This window comes from Blautia faecis, from assembly GCF_020554845.1.
In the GTDB taxonomy this organism is placed as follows: domain Bacteria; phylum Bacillota; class Clostridia; order Lachnospirales; family Lachnospiraceae; genus Blautia_A; species Blautia_A faecis.
This window is the reverse complement of record NZ_JAJCIA010000005.1, coordinates 40020-62771: the sequence shown is the minus strand read 5'-3', so window position 1 is coordinate 62771 and position 22752 is coordinate 40020. Positions and strand designations below refer to the sequence as shown.

Annotated in this window: 20 protein-coding genes and 1 other annotated feature; of the genes, 17 read left to right on the top strand and 3 right to left on the bottom strand. The window is 39.2% G+C overall.

All coding sequences use genetic code 11. The annotated features are described in order from the left end of the window. The first annotated feature begins 108 nt into the window (after positions 1-108). The 11 genes from LIZ66_RS03980 to LIZ66_RS03930 all read left to right on the top strand — a co-directional run bounded on the left by LIZ66_RS03980 (position 109) and on the right by LIZ66_RS03930 (position 11438). Positions 109-1866 carry a S8 family peptidase gene (locus LIZ66_RS03980; protein ID WP_173771534.1) on the top strand — a complete coding sequence of 586 codons (1758 nt, stop codon included), beginning with the start codon at positions 109-111 and terminating at the stop codon, positions 1864-1866. A gap of 471 nt (positions 1867-2337) precedes the next feature. Beyond that, positions 2338-3654: a glycoside hydrolase family 32 protein gene (locus tag LIZ66_RS03975; RefSeq protein ID WP_173771532.1), complete on the top strand. Its 1317-nt coding sequence runs from the start codon at positions 2338-2340 to the stop codon at positions 3652-3654. A gap of 46 nt (positions 3655-3700) precedes the next feature. Beyond that, entirely contained in the window at positions 3701-3967 is a 267-nt protein-coding gene (locus LIZ66_RS03970; RefSeq protein ID WP_173771530.1) for a hypothetical protein, read from the top strand. Between the two features lie 11 nt (positions 3968-3978). Beyond that, entirely contained in the window at positions 3979-4050 is a 72-nt protein-coding gene (locus LIZ66_RS03965) for an SEC-C metal-binding domain-containing protein (RefSeq protein ID WP_227200264.1), read from the top strand. A 954-nt stretch (positions 4051-5004) separates the two neighbouring features. Continuing rightward, positions 5005-5211 carry a helix-turn-helix domain-containing protein gene (locus LIZ66_RS03960; RefSeq protein WP_173771526.1) on the top strand — a complete coding sequence of 69 codons (207 nt, stop codon included), beginning with the start codon at positions 5005-5007 and terminating at the stop codon, positions 5209-5211. Further along, the gene (locus tag LIZ66_RS03955; RefSeq protein ID WP_173771524.1) at positions 5201-6058 is read left to right on the top strand and encodes a KilA-N domain-containing protein; all 858 of its coding nucleotides are present in this window, start codon (positions 5201-5203) and stop codon (positions 6056-6058) included. The genes LIZ66_RS03960 and LIZ66_RS03955 overlap by 11 nt, the downstream gene beginning before the upstream one ends. A gap of 389 nt (positions 6059-6447) precedes the next feature. Further along, positions 6448-6633: a hypothetical protein gene (locus LIZ66_RS03950; RefSeq protein ID WP_173771522.1), complete on the top strand. Its 186-nt coding sequence runs from the start codon at positions 6448-6450 to the stop codon at positions 6631-6633. A gap of 41 nt (positions 6634-6674) precedes the next feature. Next, positions 6675-7118 carry a hypothetical protein gene (locus LIZ66_RS03945; protein WP_408611492.1) on the top strand — a complete coding sequence of 148 codons (444 nt, stop codon included), beginning with the start codon at positions 6675-6677 and terminating at the stop codon, positions 7116-7118. Between the two features lie 180 nt (positions 7119-7298). Continuing rightward, positions 7299-8009, top strand: coding sequence for a LytR/AlgR family response regulator transcription factor (locus tag LIZ66_RS03940; protein ID WP_227200243.1), 711 nt, complete (start codon positions 7299-7301; stop codon positions 8007-8009). After that, positions 8006-9331 (top strand): ATP-binding protein, encoded by a 1326-nt coding sequence (locus LIZ66_RS03935; protein ID WP_173771518.1) that lies wholly within the window; start codon positions 8006-8008, stop codon positions 9329-9331. Before LIZ66_RS03940 ends, LIZ66_RS03935 begins: the two co-directional genes overlap by 4 nt. 75 nt (positions 9332-9406) lie before the next feature. Beyond that, positions 9407-9660, top strand: a binding site (T-box leader). Between the two features lie 74 nt (positions 9661-9734). Then, on the top strand, positions 9735-11438 hold the full coding sequence (locus tag LIZ66_RS03930) for a carbon starvation CstA family protein (RefSeq protein ID WP_173771516.1): 1704 nt from the start codon (positions 9735-9737) through the stop codon (positions 11436-11438). A gap of 129 nt (positions 11439-11567) precedes the next feature. Here the strand turns inward: LIZ66_RS03930 and LIZ66_RS03925 are convergent, their stop codons facing one another. The 3 genes from LIZ66_RS03925 to LIZ66_RS03915 form a co-directional block, all read right to left on the bottom strand. Beyond that, positions 11568-12911 (bottom strand): MATE family efflux transporter, encoded by a 1344-nt coding sequence (locus tag LIZ66_RS03925; protein ID WP_173771514.1) that lies wholly within the window; start codon positions 12909-12911, stop codon positions 11568-11570. Next, positions 12901-13353, bottom strand: coding sequence for a MarR family winged helix-turn-helix transcriptional regulator (locus tag LIZ66_RS03920; protein ID WP_173771512.1), 453 nt, complete (start codon positions 13351-13353; stop codon positions 12901-12903). Before LIZ66_RS03920 ends, LIZ66_RS03925 begins: the two co-directional genes overlap by 11 nt. A gap of 350 nt (positions 13354-13703) precedes the next feature. Continuing rightward, the gene (locus tag LIZ66_RS03915) at positions 13704-14927 is read right to left on the bottom strand and encodes an ATP-binding protein (protein ID WP_173771510.1); all 1224 of its coding nucleotides are present in this window, start codon (positions 14925-14927) and stop codon (positions 13704-13706) included. A 238-nt stretch (positions 14928-15165) separates the two neighbouring features. On the opposite strand from LIZ66_RS03915, the gene cas3 reads away from it, so the two are divergent. The 6 genes from cas3 to cas1c all read left to right on the top strand — a co-directional run bounded on the left by cas3 (position 15166) and on the right by cas1c (position 22750). After that, positions 15166-17421, top strand: a complete 2256-nt coding sequence (gene cas3, locus LIZ66_RS03910; RefSeq protein WP_227200241.1) for a CRISPR-associated helicase Cas3' — start codon at positions 15166-15168, stop codon at positions 17419-17421. A 202-nt stretch (positions 17422-17623) separates the two neighbouring features. Further along, entirely contained in the window at positions 17624-18268 is a 645-nt protein-coding gene (gene cas5c / locus LIZ66_RS03905; protein WP_227200240.1) for a type I-C CRISPR-associated protein Cas5c, read from the top strand. Next, positions 18262-20055 (top strand): type I-C CRISPR-associated protein Cas8c/Csd1, encoded by a 1794-nt coding sequence (gene cas8c / locus LIZ66_RS03900; protein WP_227200238.1) that lies wholly within the window; start codon positions 18262-18264, stop codon positions 20053-20055. Before cas5c ends, cas8c begins: the two co-directional genes overlap by 7 nt. 22 nt (positions 20056-20077) lie before the next feature. Further along, entirely contained in the window at positions 20078-21073 is a 996-nt protein-coding gene (cas7c, locus tag LIZ66_RS03895; protein WP_227200237.1) for a type I-C CRISPR-associated protein Cas7/Csd2, read from the top strand. Continuing rightward, positions 21066-21731, top strand: coding sequence for a CRISPR-associated protein Cas4 (gene cas4 / locus LIZ66_RS03890; protein ID WP_227200235.1), 666 nt, complete (start codon positions 21066-21068; stop codon positions 21729-21731). The genes cas7c and cas4 overlap by 8 nt, the downstream gene beginning before the upstream one ends. Next, complete coding sequence (cas1c, locus tag LIZ66_RS03885) at positions 21728-22750, top strand: type I-C CRISPR-associated endonuclease Cas1c (protein WP_227200233.1); 1023 nt, start codon at positions 21728-21730, stop codon at positions 22748-22750. The genes cas4 and cas1c overlap by 4 nt, the downstream gene beginning before the upstream one ends. Positions 22751-22752 lie beyond the last annotated feature (2 nt).

The window sequence follows — 22752 nt, the reverse complement described above, 5'->3', positions numbered from 1 at the left end:
ACACGCTCTGAAATATAATAGGAAGGCTGAGGTATTATTTAAAACGGGTTGGCGTAAATTAAAGATAAGTATATTCTGAGTATGCATATGCTGCAAAATGGAGGAAATATGCCAGATCAGAAGCTGGATAATCTTTTGAACCTTGCGCTGGATGCCACAGAAGAGGAAAGAGAGAAATCCCGAAATCTGAATGTGGGGTATGAGAAGCAGACACGAAAGTGGGAAATTATTGTGAAGTATAGTGAAATGGGTGATTCTGTTGAGGCGTTGCTTGGTGGATCCGGAATTTCCGTGGTTCCTCTCCTTGGCGGGTATGCCATTGTGACGCTTCCTGAAAGTATGCTGGAAGAATATTCCCGACGTCCCCAGATAGAATTTATAGAAAAGCCCACCCGTCTGTATTTTGAAGATCTTTTTTCAAAAGAGGCAAGCTGTATTACCCAGGTACAGCGCGATGAACCGGGGAATCTGCAGCTGACAGGGCGCGGCGTGTTGATCGGAATTGTGGATTCCGGGGTGGATTACAGGCATCCTGCATTTCTTACAGCAGATGGAAAGTCCAGGATTCTGCGTTTGTGGGATCAGAGCATTCCCGGTAATCCCCCGGAGGGCTATGCAACAGGAACTGAATATACCAATGAGGAAATCAATGAGGCGTTGTCCCTCTCTGTGCAGGAGGGGCGGCGCCTTGTTCCGTCTGAAGATGGAAGCGGTCATGGAACCGCTGTGCTTGGAGTGGCAGCTGGCAGCGATTTTTCCCGTGGGGCAGTGAACCGGGGTGTGGCATATGAAAGTGACCTTCTGGTTGTGAAAATGGGTATTCCAAGACAGGACTCTTTTCCAAGAACTACAGAGCTGATGCAAGGTGTAGATTATCTGGTTCGGCAGGCTATACGGCTTGGAAGACCAATCGCGATCAATTTAAGCTTTGGAAATAATTATGGCTCACACAGAGGCGATTCTCTGCTGGAAACTTACCTGGACAATGTGTCCGGCATGGGGAAAAATGTGATCTGTGTAGGAATGGGCAACAATGGAAATGATGCTCTGCATACCGGAGGAAAGCTTTCGCCAGGTGAAATCCAGGAAATTGAACTTGGTGTTGGTGCCTTTGAGCCTACCTTAAATGTGCAGCTTTGGAAAAATTACGAAGATGAGATGGAAATCTATCTGGAACATCCAGCCGGGGAGCGTGTTGGCCCCCTTTTTGAAACACTGGGCGCCCAGCGTTGGCAGGCGGGAAATACGGAACTTCTGATTTATTATGGAAAACCGGCACCGTATCATGTGACGCAGGAGATTTATGTAGATTTTCTGCCGCAGGATGAGAAAACCCCCTATGTAGACAGCGGTGTGTGGAAAATAATCTTAGCAGCAAGAAATATAAAAAACGGGGAATATTTCCTGTGGCTTCCAGGTGGCAAAACGCTAAACCCAGGCACAGCCTTCTATCTTCCACGTCCTCAGGGAACCCTTACAATCCCTGCCACTGCCAGACGCGTGATCAGCGTCGGCGCCTACGACGCCCGTCAAAACACCTATGCTGATTTCTCTGGCCGCGGCTGTCGTGCCCTCCCCTATCCAAAACCCGACCTTGTCGCTCCCGGTGTTGATATCTATGCTCCCCGCTCTGGTGGAGGCTATGCATCCTTCACTGGCACTTCCTTTTCCACGCCTTTCGTTACCGGTGCAGCCGCCCTCCTTATGGAATGGGGAATCACCCGCCGAAAAGATCCCTACCTCTATGGCGAAAAACTAAAAGCCTATCTCCGTCGTGGTGCAAAAGCCTTGCAAGGAGTGGAAAAGTTGCCGAATGACTTAATTGGGTGGGGATATCTCTGCGTAGCGGATAGCTTGTTTGATTAAACAAAAGTAATTGCATATAAGTATGGAAAAAATGTTGAAAAGAATAACGAAACGTGGTAGCATTTTGAAAAATAATAAACATATATAATAAAATTGAACATTAAAATACTCAAACTGAACAAAGGGGAAAGAATGAGAATATCAACAGCTGAAATAAAAATAATGATAAAAGAGTGTATTAGGATACCTGGAATGTATACTGCAACTGATTTTTGAAATTATATAAATATGAATAGTCAGAAAGAAGTGACTCGAGGTCAAATTTCTGGCGCAATTTCTTAGTTGATTGATTCTAAGGAAATTATAAGAGTCGGAAGAGGGTTATATTCAAAAGATACCCTATCTATTAAAAAGACTACAAATGACGAAGCAGAAGACACTTTAAAAAATGACATTTATAGCATATTGAGTAAGATTGAAGATGAGTTAAAGAAATATAAAATTCATACGATTTTAGGAGAAAAACACGTCATGAAACAGGATTTTTTACACTTGAAAGCACCTGGAAACTGGATTAATGATCCAAATGGTTTTATATATTATGAAGGCAAATACCATCTCTTTTACCAGCATTTTCCCTATGCACCCATGTGGGGAACCATGCATTGGGGACATGCGGTAAGCACAGACCTGGTGCAGTGGCAGCATGAAAAAATAGCTCTTTTTCCTACGAAAAATTATGACCGGAACGGCGTTTTTTCTGGAAGTGCAGTAGAAAAAGACGGTAAAATGTATCTTTACTATACTGCCAACCGTTACCTGAAAGAACAGGATGAAAATATCCATGTGGCAGATGGCGGATACGAGGAAAGCCAGGCTATGATCATATCTGAAGATGGTTTCCACTTCGACAATTGGAATGGGAAGAAGCAGATTATTCCGGCTGTCAGGGATGATGAAATCGCAGATTCCATGGACACCAGAGATCCGAAAGTATGGGAAGAAAATGGCGTTTATTATATGATTTTGGGCAGTACATATAGACATGAAACAGGCAGAGTAATTCTGTATTCCAGTCCAGATGGGGAGAACTGGAGTTATCTTTCCCAGTGCAGAATGGAGAATTATGGCTATATGATCGAGTGCCCGGATTTGTTTGAGGTCAATGGATATCGCATATTTACAGGCTGTCCGGTGACTCCGGTAAAGTGTGGGGATGAGGTGGAATATGTGGCTGTTTCCGGTTATTGTTTTGCTGATTTTAATACGGAAACAGGGAAGTTGATGTTGGAAGATAACTATTCTCTGATCGACTATGGCGGCGACTTCTACGCCCAGCAGAGTAATCTGGATGAAGAAGGACGCAGAGTGATGATTGGCTGGATGCGTATGCCGAAGGCTGTGGAAGAAATTATACCCTGGAACGGTATGATGAGTCTGCCTCGCGTAGTAGAAGTTCAGGACGGCAAGGTTCGATTTCGGGTTCATCCAAACGTGAGAAGAGGATTGCTGGAAAAGTCCTTTAGCCGGAAAATTCCAGAAAGTCGAGAACCATTTTGTATTAAAAAAACATTTCATGAGGGAGATTGGCTGAACATCGGCGGTTATCAGATTTCTATGGAAAAAGGGGCCATTTGCACAGATCGTTCATTAGTATTTACGCATATAGATAGCAAAAAGCTACATTGCACCATTCCATATGGAGGAGAAAAAGCGGAACTGGAAATTTTTGTAGAGCCTAATTTAATTGAGATTTTTGTTAATGATGGGGAATATGTATTGAGTAATGTGGTGTATGAGTTGCAAAGAGAAATACAAGGCGAGATATATACGATATTCGGGTATTGATGCCTGCGTATGAAGATACACATGAAATTCTGACAGAATGGGACGAATGGGACAAGATTATCAATATCCAATAGATGCATGGCTGCAGGACTTGGAAATGGAACTGAGTAATGCAGGTGAGCATAAAAAGCGTGTGGAATTTTGCAGAAGAATTCTGGAAATGTTGGACTGGAGTTTTGATGATGCAAGCAACTTTAAATCCGCAATCGGAGAAGAGTTATATGCGGAAGGAAAAGTTGAACAGGGGAGAAAGCGGAACTCTATAATGACCTATATGATGATTTTGCACAGCCGATTCAGCAGCCAATTGTAAAAGAGAAGAAAGTGTATCCAAATGGTCCTTGTCCATGTGGCAGAGGAAAAAAATATAAGAAATGCTGTGGAAGGAAAAAGTAAGGGAGAACTGCCTTAAATGAAAGAAGAAGATATAAAAAAATTATCAAAAAAAGAATTGCAGAATATTGTCCTTAAAATGCAAAATATGATGTCAGGTAAACAAAAAAAGAATTTCAAAAGATAGTTGAAGCATCCGGAATTCAGTTTGGAAACGAGAAAGCATAGATAGTGCAGGTGAGAATGTCTGATGAGCTTGTAAATGAAAAAATGACACAAATACAGAAGTGGAAGGATCTTTGGGGTGGAGTAGCTCGTTTATAGATTATGGAATCAGATTGTTTTTACTTTATTTATATAATCGTCCATTTCCTTCAACAGCAGCAAAAAGTATCGCATCCTATATAGGATTTCATGATGAAAAAGAGAGAAAGAATCTGCTGAAGTTCGAAACAGACATTCAAAGTGAGTGTCAGGAACATAAAGTAACTGAATTCTGGAATTATTTTCAACGGTGGAAAACGTATTTTCCAATAGAAAAAACAGAATGTGAAAAATATCTGATATGGGCGGAAAGCATTGTATATAAAAGAGCAGATGCAATTGTATCCGGACAGCACAGAAGCCACTATGGCGAGGTTGCAGGACTTTTGGCAACTGTAGGAAAAATAAAAGAAAATATGGGAATGCTGGGGGCTAAAAGACATATTTATGAGCAATACAGGAAAAAATTTCCAAGACATTCTTCTTTTCAGGGAGAAATGAGAACGTATTTTAATATACAAAAGTGAAGTTATCATTTTGTGACAATTATATAACATCCTCTATACAGAAATATGCGGTTTTAAGCCATTTTCGTGGCAAAAAAGCCGCATATTTTTTGTAGCAATGATTTGACATCCTCAGGGGCACTGTGTACAGCTGGAAGTATACCAAAATAAAGATGATAAACGTTGTGACTGATAAAAAAATATGTTACAATATATACACAATGTGTAAAAAGAAAGAGGAAAAGAAATGGAAATAAAAGATGAAATAAAAAGATTACGGGAAAGTACCGGAATGAACAGAAAAGAATTCTGTGAATATTTTGAAATCCCGTACAGAACGGTAACAGAATGGGAACGAGGAACCAGAAAGATGCCGGATTATGTATTACGTTTGTTAGCGTATAAGGTAAAGATGGATAATCTTATTGTAAAGGAAGATGTGTATGAAGAATAAAGTGATCGAAGTACAAAATGTGCAGATTTCTATTTCAAAACAAGAGTTAGATGATTATATTTGTATTACAGATATTGCTAAGGCGAAGTCAGGAGATTCACGTTGTGCAGATATTGTGAAAAACTGGTTAAGAAACAGAAATACATTGGAGTTTTTGGGAACTTGGGAGAAAATTTATAATTCCGATTTTAAAGTGGTCGAATTCGACCACTTTAAAGCAGAGGCAGGGTTACATACATTTGTATTAAGTGCAGCGGAATGGATCAATAAAACAAATGCCATTGGATTATACGTAAAGCGTGGAAAATACGGTGGTACATATGCACACAAAGATATTGCGTTTGAATTTGCATCTGCAATCAGTCCAGTGTTTAAGCTATATTTGATAAAAGAATTTCAGCGTTTGAAGGAAGAAGAAAACAATTCTGAGCAGAAGGAATGGGATGCAAAACGTTTCTTGAGTAAAAATAATTATCTGATTCAGACGGATGCTGTAAAAAAATATTTGCTTCCTCAAATGAATTACAGAGAAAACCTTCAATGGCTGGCATATGCGGAAGAGGCAGATATATTAAATGTGGCATTATTTGGATTTACGGCGAAAGCATGGAGAGAGGCAAATCCTGAACTTGCAAAGAAAAACAATGTCAGAGATTTTGCAACAATTAATGAATTAACAGTTCTTTCTAATCTGGAATCACATAATGCACAGATGCTGCGTGAAGGAAAAGAAAAAGAAGAAAGATTCAAAATATTACAAGAGATTGCGGAATATCAGCTGAATGTCTTGAATGCAGCTGAAGAGATCAAAATGATAGAGAGTGATGGAGCATTGTCAGAGGTATGAACCACCGGGTGAGTATTTTGTGAAATGTTTTGCTTATGTAGCTTATTTTATAAAAGTTGAATTGTCATTGCCATTACCATTGCCAATGGCGATGATAATGGCAATGAAAGTGGCGATGATGATATGACAATGACGTTACATCCTCCCTACTGTTTTTGTGACAACAATATAACGTCCTCCGTTCTAAAACAACGGTTTTATGGGAAAAATCGAAGAAAAAAAGGTCAAAAAGTTTGTAGTAATGACTTGACGTCCTCGGGGAGGTTGTGTGGTTCAGAGAGTTTGCCATGAAAACTAAACAATATTTAAACGAAAGTAAACTTGTGCTTGCGATTGTCTAAACGCTTGTTATAATAAAAATAGATAAACGCGATGTAAGGGGAAAATGAATGATTGCTGATGAAATGAAAGTCGATAAACTTCAAACAGGAAAAAAGATACGAAGTTTAATGGAAAAAAATGGAGATTCAGTTCAGGTTCTATCACAACGGATAGGGCTATCTAAGAGTGCAATTAGAAATGCTCTTTCCTTCTCACATTTGCTTCCGAGCAGACAATCCGTGAAGGATATCTGAAAGCATTCGAGCTTGCAACAAAGGGCTTTGAAGGAAAAGCAATGGCAGTTATGTCCTCCTTCAACTGGATCGGTACAGTACCAAGCTGTGCAAACAACGAGCTTTTGAACAACGTGCTCCGTGGAGAATGGGGATTTGTTGGAATGGTAGAAACCGATTATGACGGTTCCTATGGTTACATGATCACCGATCATTGTATCAGAAACGGAAATGATCTGATGCTTGGATTTAACAGTGCAGAGTCCAACAAACTGACAGACGAGAGCGCAACAGCAGTACTTGCAATGCGTCAGGCTTGCAAAAATATCCTTTATACAGTAGCAAACAGTGGATATTATGCAGATGGAAATCCGGCAACCGGAATGACCAATATGACAAAACTGTTTGTAATGATTGATGTGATTCTTGCAGTTGTTCTTATTGTAGTTGATACAATTGTAATTGTACGCTGGAGAAAAAAGAAAAAACAGGCTGCAAACGAATAATTAAACAATAATCTGGAGACATAAGTCCCCCTTTTAAATCTGGAATAAGAAGAGCAAGGAATCTGTGAAATTTCCAGAGCAAAAAAGGGGGATTTTTTTATATGATTTTTGTCTTGCAGAGTGAGGGAAAATTATTTATTATGAAAGGAGGCGTAATAACAGGAAAAAAGGAGGACTGGCATGATCAGCATTGCGATTGTAGAAGATGAAGAACTGTATGCAAAGCAGCTTCAGCAGTTTCTGCATCAATATGAAAAAGAGAACAAAGAGATGTTTGACATTACAGTCTATTCAGACGGCGATCAGATTGTAAATAAATATAAATCCCAGTACGATATTATCCTGATGGATGTGGAAATGAAATTCATGGACGGAATGTCTGCCGCTGAAGAAATACGCAAAATTGACACGGAGGTTGTGATCATTTTTATTACGAATATGGCACAATATGCAATCAGAGGATATGCAGTGGATGCGCTGGATTATGTACTGAAGCCGGTGTCCTATTTCGCATTTTCCCAGAGACTTAACCGCGCCATCAGCCGGATGAAAAAAAGGGAAACGAAGATCATCATGGTGAATATGAAGGGCGGCATGGTTAGGATCAATGTTGCAAATATTTATTATATTGAAAGTCAGGGACATACTCTGATACTCCATACCATACTGGGTGACTATGAGACAACAGGGAAAATGAAGGAGATGGAGGAAAAGCTTTCGGAGATGAATTTCTGCCGTGGAAATAAGGGATATCTGATCAACCTCCAGCATGTGGACCGAATCCAGGATGGATGCGCTTTGGTGAAGGGAGAAAATCTGACATTAAGCCGTGCACGCAGAAAGGCCTTCATGGAAGCCCTGACCAGATATTGGGGAGAGGTGATAAAATGACAGAATATTATCTGCCGGATATTCCAAGACTTTATACGGCACTTGCAGAGTGGATGGCTTGTCTGATTTTTATTCTGCCTTTCAAAAAAAGATTTTCACCGGCTGTAACAGGTTGTCTTGTGGCAGGCGCATTTGGAATACAGGGCGTATTTCTGATTTCTACCGGTGGGGTAAGATTGATTTTATGGATCCCTTGTATGATATTTGCAGTTTTTTTGATGGTTGCTTTTGTTTTTTGCTGCTGTGAGATAAGGATGACAGATGCGGCATATTTTGGAATGATTGCTTTTGTAGCAGCTGAATTTATGGCTTCTGCTGGGTGGCAGATTCTGTGTTATACAAGGAAAGAAGCATGGATGTCCTGGTGGCTGCAGGGAATGGCAATTCTTCTGATCTATGGTGTGATTGCAGTGATATTGTACAAAATTCTCCATGTTCATCTGCCAAAGGATGGACAGATGGAAATCACCAGAAGGGAATATTTTTCCGGACTTCTGATCGGTATTGCTGTATTTGCTGTCAGTAATATGAGTTATGTGAATGTGAACACTCCATTTACAGGCAGATATTCTTTTGAAATAGGGAATATCCGTACTATAGTAGATGTTGCAGGAATTGCAATTCTATATGCACATTTGATACAGTGCTGTGAACTTCGGGTAAGAAAAGAACTGGAGGCGGTGCAGAATGTGCTTCAGAATCAGTATGCGCAATACAAGCAGTCAAAGGAAAGCATTGAGCTGATCAATTATAAGTATCATGATCTGAAGCATCAGATCGCTGTGTTAAGAAGTGAAACTGATTCTGGGAAAAGAGAAGAATTTCTGGATAAAATGGAAGCGGATATAAAGAAATATGAAAACCAGAACAAAACAGGAAATAAAGTGTTGGATACTGTGCTGACTACCAAGAGCCTTTATTGCGCAAAGCATAACATTACCTTTACCTGCGTTGCAGATGGAACCTTGCTGAATTTTATGGACGTTATGGATATCTGCAGTATTTTTGGAAATGCACTGGATAATGCTATTGAATGCGAGTTGAAGATTCCGGATAAAGAAAAAAGGCTGATACACGTCAGTGTCTCAAAACAGAAAAACTTTCTGCTTCTCCGGTTTGAAAATTATTATGATACCGAACTAAACTATCAGGACGGAGCATTTATCACAACGAAGCGGGACAAGGAATTCCATGGTTATGGACTGAAAAGCATTCGCTATACGGTAAATAAATATGATGGCGCTGTCTCCATTGACACAAAGGAAAATTGGTTTGACCTGAAAATACTGATACCGGTCGGTGAAAATGCACAAAATAGATAAAGAAAACTATATAATATATACAAATACGGTATTGCAATTTTCTAAAAAAAGTAGTAAAACTTTAGTTAGATAAAGAGAAATGCATGGAACAGGACAAATTACAAAAGATAACCGGAACACAGAGAGCCGCAGACTGGTGAGAGGCGGCAGAAGGTATTTTGTGGTATCACCTGGGAGCATCCCGCTGAAAAAATAATAACTAATTTCAGTAAGCCGGGACGTAGTCTTCACGTTACAGAAGAAGCTGTTTATACAGACAGCAATGAGTGGTCGTATTTAGTAATAGATACGATAATACAAAGTGGTACCACGGAAATTCCGCCTTTGTTATCCATTGGATAGCAAGGGCGTTTTTTATATATATTAACCACTTGACTAAAAATGAAAGACGAGGAGAAAGATTATGAGTGGAATTATGATGATGGTAATCGCTATCGTAGTTCTGGGCGGCGCCTATCTTCTGTATGGCCGTTACCTCCAGAACAAATGGGGAATTGACCCGAAAGCAAAAACTCCGGCTTACGAAATGGAGGATGGAGTTGATTATGTACCGGCTGATACCAATGTAGTATTTGGACATCAGTTCGCATCCATTGCCGGTGCCGGCCCGATCAACGGACCAATCCAGGCAGCCATTTTTGGATGGCTTCCGGTACTGCTTTGGATCCTGATCGGTGGTGTGTTCTTTGGAGCAGTTCAGGACTTTGCATCTATGTATGCCTCTGTAAAGAACAAAGGACGTACAATCGGATACATTATTGAAGCGTACATTGGAAAACTTGGAAAAAAATTATTCCTTTTATTCTGCTGGCTGTTCTGTATTCTGGTTGTTGCGGCATTCGCAGATGTTGTAGCCGGAACCTTTAACGGATTTGCCACAAATGATGCAGGAGAAGTGACAAAGGTAGTGGCAAACGGAGCTGTTGCAACTACTTCCATGTTATTCATTTTTGAAGCAGTTGGACTTGGATTTTTCCTGAAATATACAAAGTTCAATAAATGGGTTAATACTGCTTTTGCAATTGTGCTGTTGGTCGCAGCAATTGTGCTGGGACTTCAGTTCCCAATGTATGTAAGCCTTGGAACCTGGCACATTATTATCTTTGTATATATTCTGATTGCCAGTGTAGCTCCTGTATGGGCATTGCTTCAGCCACGTGATTATCTGAACAGTTATCTGCTGATTTTCATGATCGTTGGCGCTGTTATCGGTGTATTTGCAGCGAACCCGGCATGTAATCTTCAGGCATTTACAAGCTTTAATGTAGATGGACAATACATGTTCCCAATCTTATTTGTAACAATCGCCTGTGGTGCAGTTTCCGGCTTCCATTCCCTGGTATCTTCCGGTACTGCTTCCAAGCAGATTAAAAATGAAAAGAATATGCTGCCGGTTTCCTTTGGTGCAATGCTTATGGAAAGTATGCTTGCAATTATCGCATTGATCGCAGTTGCATCCTTTGGACAGGGCGAGGCAGCAGCACAGGGACTTACCACTCAGCCACAGATTTTTGCAGGTGCGATTGCAAACTTCCTTTCTGTGATTGGTTTGCCTCACTCCCTTGTGTTCACGCTGATCAATCTTGCGGTATCCGCATTTGCGCTTACATCTCTTGATTCTGTAGCCAGAGTAGGACGTCTGTCCTTCCAGGAATTTTTCCTTGATTCCGACACAGATGAGAAAAATATGAGTTCGTTCCAGAAAGTGGTAACAAACAAATACTTTGCAACCATCATTACACTTGTACTTGCTTACCTGCTTACAAAGGTTGGATACGCGGAAATCTGGCCGTTGTTCGGTTCTGCAAACCAGCTGTTATCCGTACTTGCATTGGTAGCCTGCGCCGTATTCTTAAAGAAGACCAAGCGTCAGGGCTGGATGCTCTGGGTACCAATGGTATTTATGATGGCAGTTACCTTTACCGCACTTGGAATGACAATTGTAAAGCTTTCCAAAGCATTTGCAACAACAGGTCTGGATCTTGGAAATTCTTTACAGCTGATATTTGCAGTATTACTGTTAATACTGGGTGTGCTGGTTGCAATCCAGGGTATTAAGAAGCTTTTGGAAAAACCAGAGGCTGAAAAAGCAGCAAAACGGGCATAATAAGAATAACCCCGTCACAAAACAAGTCCCCTACGCAGTATATTTTACAGACTGCGCAGGGGACTTTTTTTATACGGCTTTCGCCTGTTCAAAATGTCTACGCATCGTGTAGACACTTTGAATTTTTACTTATTGCCTGTTATTAATTTTTTTGTTGAAATACAGAAAGAAAATCATATTAAGCAAAATTCCAACCAGTGTGGAGGCAGGTGCCGCTAGGCCGATTTTTGTCAGGCTGGCATCAGGCTGAATGCTCATATAATATGACATTGGAAGACGTACCAGAAGCGTCTGAAACAATCCCTGGAACATAACCCACAAGGTCTGATTATTTCCGTTAAAATAACCAACCATACTGAACATAATTGCTGTTAAAATTATTTCAGGAGCGAAGCCCTTCAGATAATCAAAGCCTTTCTGGATAACTGCTGCATCAGTTGAGAACAGGCTGGCAAGTACATCGCCCTTCAATAGAATCAGAACAAAAACCAGACATCCGAATAGCAGTCCGACTCCGATTCCGGTGAACATAGACTGCTTTGCACGCTTTGATTTTCCTGCGCCTACGTTCTGGGAAACGAAGGAGGCCATGGACTGCATCAGTGCGCTTGGAATCAGCATGGCAAAGTTTACAATTTTGCAGGCAACCCCATATCCGGAGGAGGCTTCCAGCCCTAATCTGTTTACAAATGCACAAAGTGCCAGGAAGGACATCTGGGTAAGAAATTCCTGGAGAGCCAGAGGCAGTCCGATTCCCAGAAAACGTTTACATTGGGAATTAAAACATAAGTCGGATTTTTTGATGGAAAAGGGAAGCTCCTTTTTCAGCAGGATGACGATCGCACATACTACACTGACCGCCTGTGCGAAAACGGTTGCGAGAGCTGCACCGGTGGCATCCAGATGAAGTCCTGCAACCAGAAATAAATCTCCGAAAATATTTACGATACAGGCTACCAGAACAAATAAAAGCGGCGATTTACTATCACCAAGCCCGCGGAAAATAGCAGAAAGCAGGTTATAGGCAACAATGAAGAAAATACCGCTTCCACAGATTCTTACATAGCTTGTGGTAAGTGAAACAGCCTCCTCAGGAGCCTGCATAAGTACGGAAATAGGGTGGGCGAAAGCAATCATTACAATAAAAAGTATGGCAGAAATGACAGCAAAAACAACTGCAGCACCGCCAATAACAGAGCCAATCTGTTCAGGCTTTTTTTCGCCAAGATAGCGGGCTATGAGGACTGTGATTCCCATAGCAAACTGTGTTACCACAAAGGTAACAAGGTTCAGCACCTGACTGCCGGTAGAAACAGCAGACAGTCCGGATGTAGAGCCGAAGCGTCCAACTACCAGAAGGTCTACTGCACCATATGCTGCCTGCAGTACAAGGGCTCCCAGAATCGGCAGCATAAAAAGGGCAAGCTTTTTCAGAATGCTGCCCTGGGTGAAATCATTTTTTTCATTTGTCAAGGTCAATTCTCCTTTCACACATAATTTTGTAAAATTTCTCCATGGTCCGGATGGTACACAGAATGTCCTCATCTGGAATACTGTCTACATAACCGGACAGGATAGTAAAGTACTGCTTATTGTACTTTTCGGAAAGGGCTTTTCCGGCTTCTGTGACAGTAAGATAAGTAACCCGGCCGTCCTCTGCAGATGCAAACTTTTTCACATAGCCTTTGGTTTCCATGTCCTTCACTGTACGGGTTACACCGGGACGCGGGAGAGAAAGAGCATCACTTACATCTGATACCTTCACTTGAATTCCCTGCTTTTCCAGCTTTTCAATGATATCCAGATATTGAATATAAGAAGATGCAACTCCATCTGGCAGAGGCGGCAGCATATCCCGGATCCGCTTGCCCTGATAACAGGCATCCATCATACGTTTGATAAGTTCAATGTCCATGTGTATTTCTCCTCACAAAAAATAATTACCACCGTTAATTATCAGTGGTAATTATAATAAGAGCAAAAACTTTTGTCAAGAAAAATGTGTAATTACATGTTTTGCATTGATTTTTTTGTATTAAACCGAGTGGATAAATTCCTCCACATAAAAAAGTGCAGCCCCGATTGCCGGCGTAGACTGCCCATGAGTTTCCACAAGAAGCTGTTCTTCTTCCAGCTCAAAAGGAGTCATGGAATTAATCTGTTTCAGCAGATAACACCAATGGAAATTCTGAAATCCGAAACAATCTAAATGGCATTGGCCTTTCGTTCTCCGCGCACTTGAAACAGGGGAATTCTTATCTGCGTTCAAATTGTCCAAATGGGTACAATATAATTTTCCCTGTCGATTACGCCTACGCTAGGCTTCATACAAATAATTGCACCTTTTCCTCGGGGAACAGAAGCCTTGTCCAGAAGTGCGAATACTTTAGTGAGTTCGGAACCTGGATTAGAGGTTTTTTTGATTTCCAAAGGATTCAATATCCCATCATGTTCCAGAACAATGTCAATTTCTCTGGCATCTTTATCACGGTAGTAATACATATATGGTTCTTGTCCACAGTTCAAATAGGTTTTTGCAATTTCAGACACAACATAGTTCTCCAAAATAGCACCGTTCATTGCTCCATATTCTAATACCTCAGCATTACTCCAACGAGTCAGATGGCTTACAAGACCAGTGTCATAAAAATAGAGTTTGGGTGTTTTTACCAGTCTTTTCAAAAGATTATTTGAATACGGGTGCAGATAAAATATAATTCCTAAAGTTTCCAGAATCTGTAGCCAGTCTTTTGCCTGCTTCTGATTAATATCCGCATCAACTGCGATTTCTGCAACATTTAGCATTTGAGAACATCTGGCGGCAACTGCTGTCATAAAGCGGAGAAATTTCAGTGAGTCAATGGAAGCTGAAAGTTCTTTAACGTCACGTTCAATGTAAGTGGACAGGTAGCTGCTATAAAAAATCTGGCTGTTTGTGTTCTTACCACTTGCAATAGCAGGCATGGAACCTCTATAAATTCTTTCAAATATTTCTCGTGTATCTGCTGGCGTACGTTGTTTTTCTCTGGAAACCAGCGAATTCAGTTCTATCTCAAATGGACTCATTTGCGCACCGCATATCTCAGCTTGTGATAAAGATGTCATTGGTAATACAGCCACTCGTCCTGCAAGAGATTCCTGTACGCCTTTCATTAATTTAAAAATCTGAGAGCCAGTAAGCCAAAATGCTCCAGGCTCCTGGTGTGAATCGGCATATATTTTTATATAAGTGAACAATTCAGGCGCATATTGAACTTCATCGATGAGGATTGGTGGTTTATGCAGCTGTAAAAAAAGTTCAGGATCATTTTTTGCAAGGTCACGCTCATTCAGGTCATCCAGTGAAACATAACTGCGAGGACTGTCATTCATTAATTTCTGTAGCATTGTAGTCTTTCCTACCTGCCTGGGACCAGTTACTAAAACTACAGGATATTCTTTGGTAACACTTTCAACAACGCTTTCCAAGCTTCTTGAGATATAACTCATAAGAACTCCTCCTTCGGCTCATATGTACTATGAATATATTTTAGCCGAAAATAAAAAGCATTTCAAGAGAAAAACGGCTGATTTTACATTATATGCAAGATTAGCCGGATTATTCTTTCGAAAATAGAAGTGGAAATGTTAATCATATTAGGTGTTGACGAAAAGTATAGCTGAATATATTATGAAAATAGTGAAAAAATATGTGATTTTACAGATGATATAAAGGGAATAAATAAAAATGAATGATAAAAATGAATTATATTATGCCAAGTCAAAGCGTGAAGATGGAACACAGGAATTATTGTGCAAGCATTTGAAAAAAGTTAGTGAAATGGCAGGGAAATTTGGCGCGCAGATTGATAATAAAAGAGCGGCAGAATTATGCGGGAAATTGCATGATTTTGGAAAATATAGCGAAAGTTTTAAAGGTGTGTTGGAGGGAAAATGTACTCATATTGACCATGCGCTTTGTGGGGCTGCATTTTTGTTCTGTCTGCTTGTAGAAAAGATGGTTCCGTCTGGTTATCAGGCAGTTATAGAAGCAATAAACGGACATCACGATGGTCTTATTGGTTATGACTATTTGGAAACATATTTAAAACATAGCCTCTTGGAGGATAAGCCTGTAGTGTGTAACTGTGGAAAGAATGCGGCACTAGCAGGACAGAAACAATATAAACAAGCGTCAAGAGCATTTTTTAATGATTTTCCAGAATTTTTATCAGAAGATCTGAAAATAGAAAAAATGAAGAAAAGGGAAGAAATTAATGAATCTATATATTCAATGTTACATACCCGTATGTTATTTTCTTGTTTGGTAGATGCTGATTATACCGTTTCATCAGAAAAAGAACTGCAAAAATCCTTAAATTTCGAAGCCGCTCAATATTTAAATCGTTTATATGAGTATAGAAAAGAACTGAAGAAGGACGGAAGGGGAGCAGAGAAGGTAAACAAAATTCGTGATTTATTATTTGAGCGTTGTGGTGAGGCTGGTGAATTAAAAGAAGGTTTATTCACACTTACAGCACCTACGGGAACTGGAAAAACATTGGCGTTGTTGCATTTTGCGTTAAGACATGCTGTAAAATATGAGAAAAAACGGATTATACTTGTACTGCCCTTTCTTGCATTGACAGAACAGAGCTATGAGGTTTATTCAAAGATTATTCCGGAAATTTTACAGGACCATAGTCAAAGTGAACTTGATGACAGACAGCGTGAATTTGCGGAACGCTGGGAATCCCCTTTTATAATAACTACTTCAGTTAAATTTTTTCAGACACTGTTTGCACAAAAACCAACAGATTGTCGTAAACTACATAATATTGCGAATAGTATTATTTTGTTTGATGAGGCACAGAGTTTACCATCAAATTTGTTGTCAGCAACTTTAAATGCTGTAAATACATTATGTGCCAGATATCATTGTACTATGATTTTTTCTACTGCTACGCAGCCGGAATTTAAATATATACAGGGAGTATCCTGGATGCCAACTGAAATTGTGCCAGAATATCCAATAATGTATGAAAAGCTAAAAAGGACACAAGTAGAATGGATGGTTGAACGACAGATTTCACTGCGAAACATAGCACAAGAAATGCAAAAAGAAGAGAATGTTTGCGTGATTGTAAATCTTCGCAGGCATGCTGCTGAATTATTCAAATTCCTAAAAAGCGACAATTGTGCTCCGGAGGAGCTGTTCTTCTTAACGACAGATCTATGTCCAAAGCATCGAAGCGAAATTATAAGAAAGGTAAAAGAAAGGCAAAGTAAGGGGCTGCCATGTAAAGTGGTTTCCACACAATGTATTGAAGCTGGTGTGGATTTAGATTTTGATGTTTTATATAGAGCCCTGGCTCCTTTAGAGGCTATTATTCAGGCGGCAGGAAGATGTAACAGGAGTGGAAATCAGAAAGTTGGAAGAGTAATAGTTTTTGAACCCAAAGTGGAAGGAAGTTTGTATCCGCCAGATAGATGGTATCAGAATGCAGCAATTGTTGTAAAAGAGATTCTATCAAGAGAAAGCATAGATATTAATGATCCCAAATGTATATCAAACTATTATGAAATACTTTTTAGTGAGTATGCAAAAGATAAAGTGGCTTTAACAAAAGCAATCGAAGAGCGAAATTATGAGAAAATTGCTAAAGAGTATAAATTAATTGAGAATCAGGGCAAAAAAGTTATTGTTCCTTTTAATAAAAGCATGTCGTTATATAGAAATGTAAGAGAAGAGATGCTTAATGGTAATTTAACGCCTGGACTGGTAAAATGTGCAGCGAAAATTACTGTCAATACATTTGAAAAAGATATAGAGAAGTATTGTGAGCAAATTTATTATTTTGACAGAAGGAGGAAGCAAAAAGTAGAGTCAGAATATTATGTTTTGCGTATGCAGTATGAGTATATGTATCGGGAAGATATGGGACTGCAATTTGAAGTGGGAGAAGATAATAATTGTGAGAAAAATTGTCTGATTTTTTGTTGACGAATTATGTGGGGAATGATACAATTAACACGACACCAATAACGAAAACCATATTGAAATATGAAAATGATATGTAAAAGTTTATATTGCGTATGTGGATAAAAATTGGTGAGAATAGAAATGTGTTTATTGTTAATGTGCGTGTATGGGGCTGATTTATCAGCCCCATATTGCCAAATAAAAGGAGAAGGAAGTGATTTGAATGGCGATATCAATTGAAGTTTGGGGGGACTTTGCATGCTTCACACCGCCTTATGCAAAAGTGGAACGTTTGACATATCCCTTTCCAACCCCATCGGCATGTAGAGGAATATTATCTGCTATCTATAGCAAGCCAGCGGAATTTTATTGGCAGATTGATCGGATTGAAATATTAAATCCGATTCAATATATTAGTTTTAAGCGGAATGAAGTGAAAACAAGAGTTAATAATAAAGTAATATATACAGACGAAGAAAGGACACAAAGACAGACTGTAGCGTTAAAGGACGTAAGATATCGGATAACGGCATCTATTTGTCCAAGACCTGATTTCAAAGGCAGAGAGCAGCAACTATATGATCAGGCTTACAGAAGAATAAGAAACGGAAAATGTTATTACCAGCCATCCCTTGGGGTAAGAGAGTTCACAGCTTATTTTGAGGAAAGTGATGGAAGTAAAGAGGCAATTGACATCAATATGGATGGGGGATTAATGGTTTATGATATTTTTGATCTTCATGATTGCGAGATAAGAAAAAAAGTTAAGACACAATTGTCGCTGTATCACGCTGTTGTAGAACATGGCATTATAAATGTTCCGACATATGACAGCCCTGAAGTGTTGAAAGGGGGAAGAAAATGCTGAAGGCATTATATGATTATGCAATGAAAAATAATCTGGTTTTGCCTCCTGGTTATAGCAACAAAACAATAAAAGCGTATGTTTCGTTAAGCAAAAAAGGTGAATTTCTCGGAATTATATTAGGGGATGATACACCTGTTTTATGTCCGGATATTGGAAGTCTTGCAAATGGAAAAGAGAAATGTAACCCAATTGTAGAAAAGAGGTCAGTGATTTTTAAAGATCTTTTAGATCAGGAAGATAAGACAAAAGTAAAAAGAAATTTTTATTACCAGGTTTTGAAGGACGGAAGTGATAGGATTTCGGAATTTGAAGTATGTGTGAAAATGGCAGAGGATGAAAAAACGCTTTTATTAGTTGCGGAAGCCTTAAATGAAAACAAAATAAAAGGATCAGATCGGATTTCTTTTATAGTTGATGGGAAAAAAATCGTACAGGCAAAGTGCTTAAAGGAGTGGTGGGATACATATCGAAAGAAGTTTTTCGATATAGAGAAAAAAGAAAGGTCTTTATGCTTGATTACTGGAGAAGAGACAGTTCCAATGGAAACAGTTCCTCCGGTTAATGGGCTTGCTGTAGTTGGAGGACATGCTCGTGGTGATGCTTTGATCTGTTTTGATAAAAGTGCATTTTGTTCTTATGATCAGAAGAAGAGTGTGAATGCACCAGTATCAGAAAATGCTTTTTTTGCTGTTAAAGCAGCTCTGGATCACTTATTAGAACATGCTCCGGTATTGGCAAATATGAAGTTTGTTCATTGGTATGAGCAGAATATCGAAGACAACAGTGATCCTATTCTGAGGGCTAATTTTCTGGGAATAACTATGGCAGAAAATGTTGATGTGGAAGAGGACATATCAGAGGATGATAGAACTAGAGAGGCTAGAATTGCAGAGATTCAAGCATCAAAATTAGTTAAAAGCGTTACAACAGGTGAAAAAATCCCATCTCTTTCGAATCAATATACTATATGTTTGTTATCTGGCGTTAATGGACGCGTTATGATTCGGCAGTATGAACGTGGTTCATATGAAGAATTACAAAAAAATGTTGCTCTTTGGAATGAGCAGTTGGAATTGAAAGACTTGAATGGAATACAAAATGAAAAAAGTAAAAAATTAAATGCAAGATTATTATGTTTGCTGAAAAAACAAAATTCCGATAGCAAGATATGGGAAAGAGTAGGTAAAGAATTACCAGAAATCACGCAGGCAATTATTGGTGCAATTATAAACGGAACACCATTGCCAGATGTGGTTGCAGTTCGCTCTTTAGCATATATTCGTTCACAGATGTTGGAAAAAGAGGAAAATTCAACTAGCATACAAATTCCAGATGCAACTGCTTGCCAGTGGCTGAAAGTTTGGCTTATGAGAAGAAAGGGGGCTGAAATTATGTCAGAATACGATTCCACACATAAAAGTGCAGCATACCATTGCGGTGCTGCTATGGCGGTTCACGCTGCAATACAGAATGTTGCAATGAAAAATGTAAATGCTACAATTGTACAGCGTTATTATTCAAGTGCAAGTCAGATGCCAGCATTGGTGTTAGGACAGATATCCAGATTATCAGCGTATCATCTTGAAAAAATAGAAAATGAATGGCTGAGAAAACAATATGAAGATACTTTGAATGATGTTTATTGTGCAATAGGAAAAGCAATTCCAGCAACACTGACGTTGGAAGAACAAGCGTATTTTGCGTTGGGATACAGACAGATGTGTACGAAATTGCAGAAAGATAAAAATGAAAGAATTGCAAAGAAGAAAAATAATGTAGAAGATTAATACATATAAGGGGGATTTTACTATGGCAATTAAAAATCGATATGAGTTTATTTATTATGTAGCATGCACCAATGCAAATCCTAATGGTGATCCTGATATGGGAAATACTCCGAGAGTAGATCCGCAAACTATGCAGGGATATATTTCTGATGTATCTACTAAAAGATTGATTAGAAATTATGTAACTATGTCAAAAGCGGGAGAACCAGGAATGGAGATTATCGTGCAGAAATCAACAAACATAAATAGGCATATTGCCAGAGCAAAAAGAGAGGCTGGGGTTGAAGATTGTGCGAAAGCGAAAGAGGCAATTTATGCAGGACGGCAGAAAGCCTGTGAATTGTTTTATGATGTACGTACGTTTGGTGCGGTAATGAGTACCGGACCGAATGCAGGGCAAGTAAGAGGTCCAGTTCAGATTACATTTGGAAAAAGTCTGGATCCGGTTTTACCACTTGATATTTCCATAACTCGTATGGCAGTAACAGATGGAGAAAAGGATTTGAAATTGGAAGATTATCAGCAGATGGAAAATGAGAAATCAGAAGATAAACTTCGGACAATGGGACGAAAACAGCTTATTCCTTTTGGATTATATGAGATAAGGGGATTTATCAGTGCTAATCTAGCAGCAGAAACAGGATTTGATGAAGAAGATTTAAATCTTTTATTTGAAGCGATTATGAATATGTATGAGCACAATCGTTCCGCAAGTAAAGGAGAGATGGAAGTGGTTTCTCCACTGATTATTTTTAAACATGTGGGGACTGATTCTGATCTGGAGCAGAGAGTTCGTCAGGCAAAACTAGGATGCGCACCGGCACATAAATTGTTTGATCTGGTAGAAGTTAAGAAGAAAGAACATGTAGTTTATCCCAGAAGCTATCATGATTATACTGCAGCTGTTCATTTGAATTGTGTTCCAAAAGGAGTTGAAATAGGCTTTAAAGAAGATGCATTCAATGATATAGTATGGAATCATCTTCCTGAAAATGAGGAATGGTTTACAAATGAATGATAAAGAGTATCTTCCTTTAAGTTGGCTTTCTCAGATATGTTATTGCCCAAGACGAGCTGCTATTCTTTTAAATGAACGTGTCTGGGTTGAAAATGTGGAAACTGCGAAAGGGCGTGCTGAACATGAAAGAGTTCATACACAAAGGATTGAGAAAAGAGGAGAATTTCTTAAACTTTATGAATATGAAGTGGTTTCCGAAGAATTGGGATTGAACGGGAAATGCGACTGTATTGAAGCGACAAGAGCTGATAACGGTTGTATAATTCCGGCTGTTGACTTTAAGGTAACTTTATTTCCAATAGAGTATAAGCATGGAAAGGTCCGGGAAGATGAATTAGAGTATAAAATTCAGTTATGTGCAGAGGCAATGTGTCTGGAAGAAATGTATCAGACAAATATTCCAGAAGGAGAAATATTTTTTATATCCTCTCATAAATGTTTGCGCGTTGAGCTTACAGAAGAATTGAGAATAATGGTGCGTAATGCTGCGTCAGAGTTAAGACGAATTCGTGAAGCATTTATCATTCCAGAGGCAAAGTATGGCTCGAAATGTAAAAAATGTTCTATGTTGGAGTATTGTATGCCTAAAGTGAAAAAATCTGCTTCTGAATATTGTGAAAAATTGAAATTGGAAGCGGAGGAGGGCGAATGCATATGAAGAGGCTTTTAAATACAATTTATATTCTTACACCTGGCAGCTATATACACGTGCGTAATCAAAACATAGTTGTGGAAATGGATGGTGAGGAAAAGATTTCAGTGCCAGCGCACACTATTGAAGCGATTATATGTTTTGGGCAAAATACAGTTTCGACACCGTTGATTGGATTTTGTGGAGAAATGGGAATTTCAATTGCATTTTTGTCCGAGAATGGAAAATTTCTTGGAAGAGTATGCGGTCCTGTAAGTGGAAATGTTTTATTACGAAAAAGACAGTATGAAAGTTTAAACGATGATGAATTTTCTGTTAAAATAGTAAGAAATATAATTTATGGGAAAATTCGTAATGCAAAAGCTGTTCTTTTAAGAAGTGCAAGAAATAAAGACGAAGAAGAAAAGAAGAGAGCTTTGATAGAAGCTGCTAATAAACTTAGTGTAAACGCAAGAAAATTGCAAGCTATCAATGATATAGATGCCATTCGAGGGCTGGAAGGGGCTGCTGCGACAATCTATTTTGCGCAGTTTGATAATATGCTGGATTCAAAAGAATTTGTTTTTGAAGTTAGAAGCAGAAGACCTCCTAGGAATGAAGTAAATGCAGCATTATCATTTGTTTATATGTTGTTGACTCGCGAGACACAATCGGCATTGGAAACAGTAGGACTTGATCCTGCCGCAGGGTATTTACATGTGTTACGACCTGGGCGTCCATCTTTTGCGCTAGATCTTGTAGAAGAGCTGCGAGCACCGTTGTGCGACAGATTCGTTTTGTCACTTTTTCATAAAGGACAATTACAAGCTAAGGATTTTGAAACTGATTCGGAAGCGGTATATTTAAACGATAAAGGAAGAAGAAAAGTTCTAAATGCTTGGCAAAAAAGAAAAAAGGAAACTATTAGACATCCTTTCCTGGATGAAAATATTGAAATTGGAATGATTCCATATGCTCAAGCAATGTTATTTGCCAGAGTTCTGCGTGGCGATTTGGATGAATATCCACCGTATTCCTGGAGGTGAAA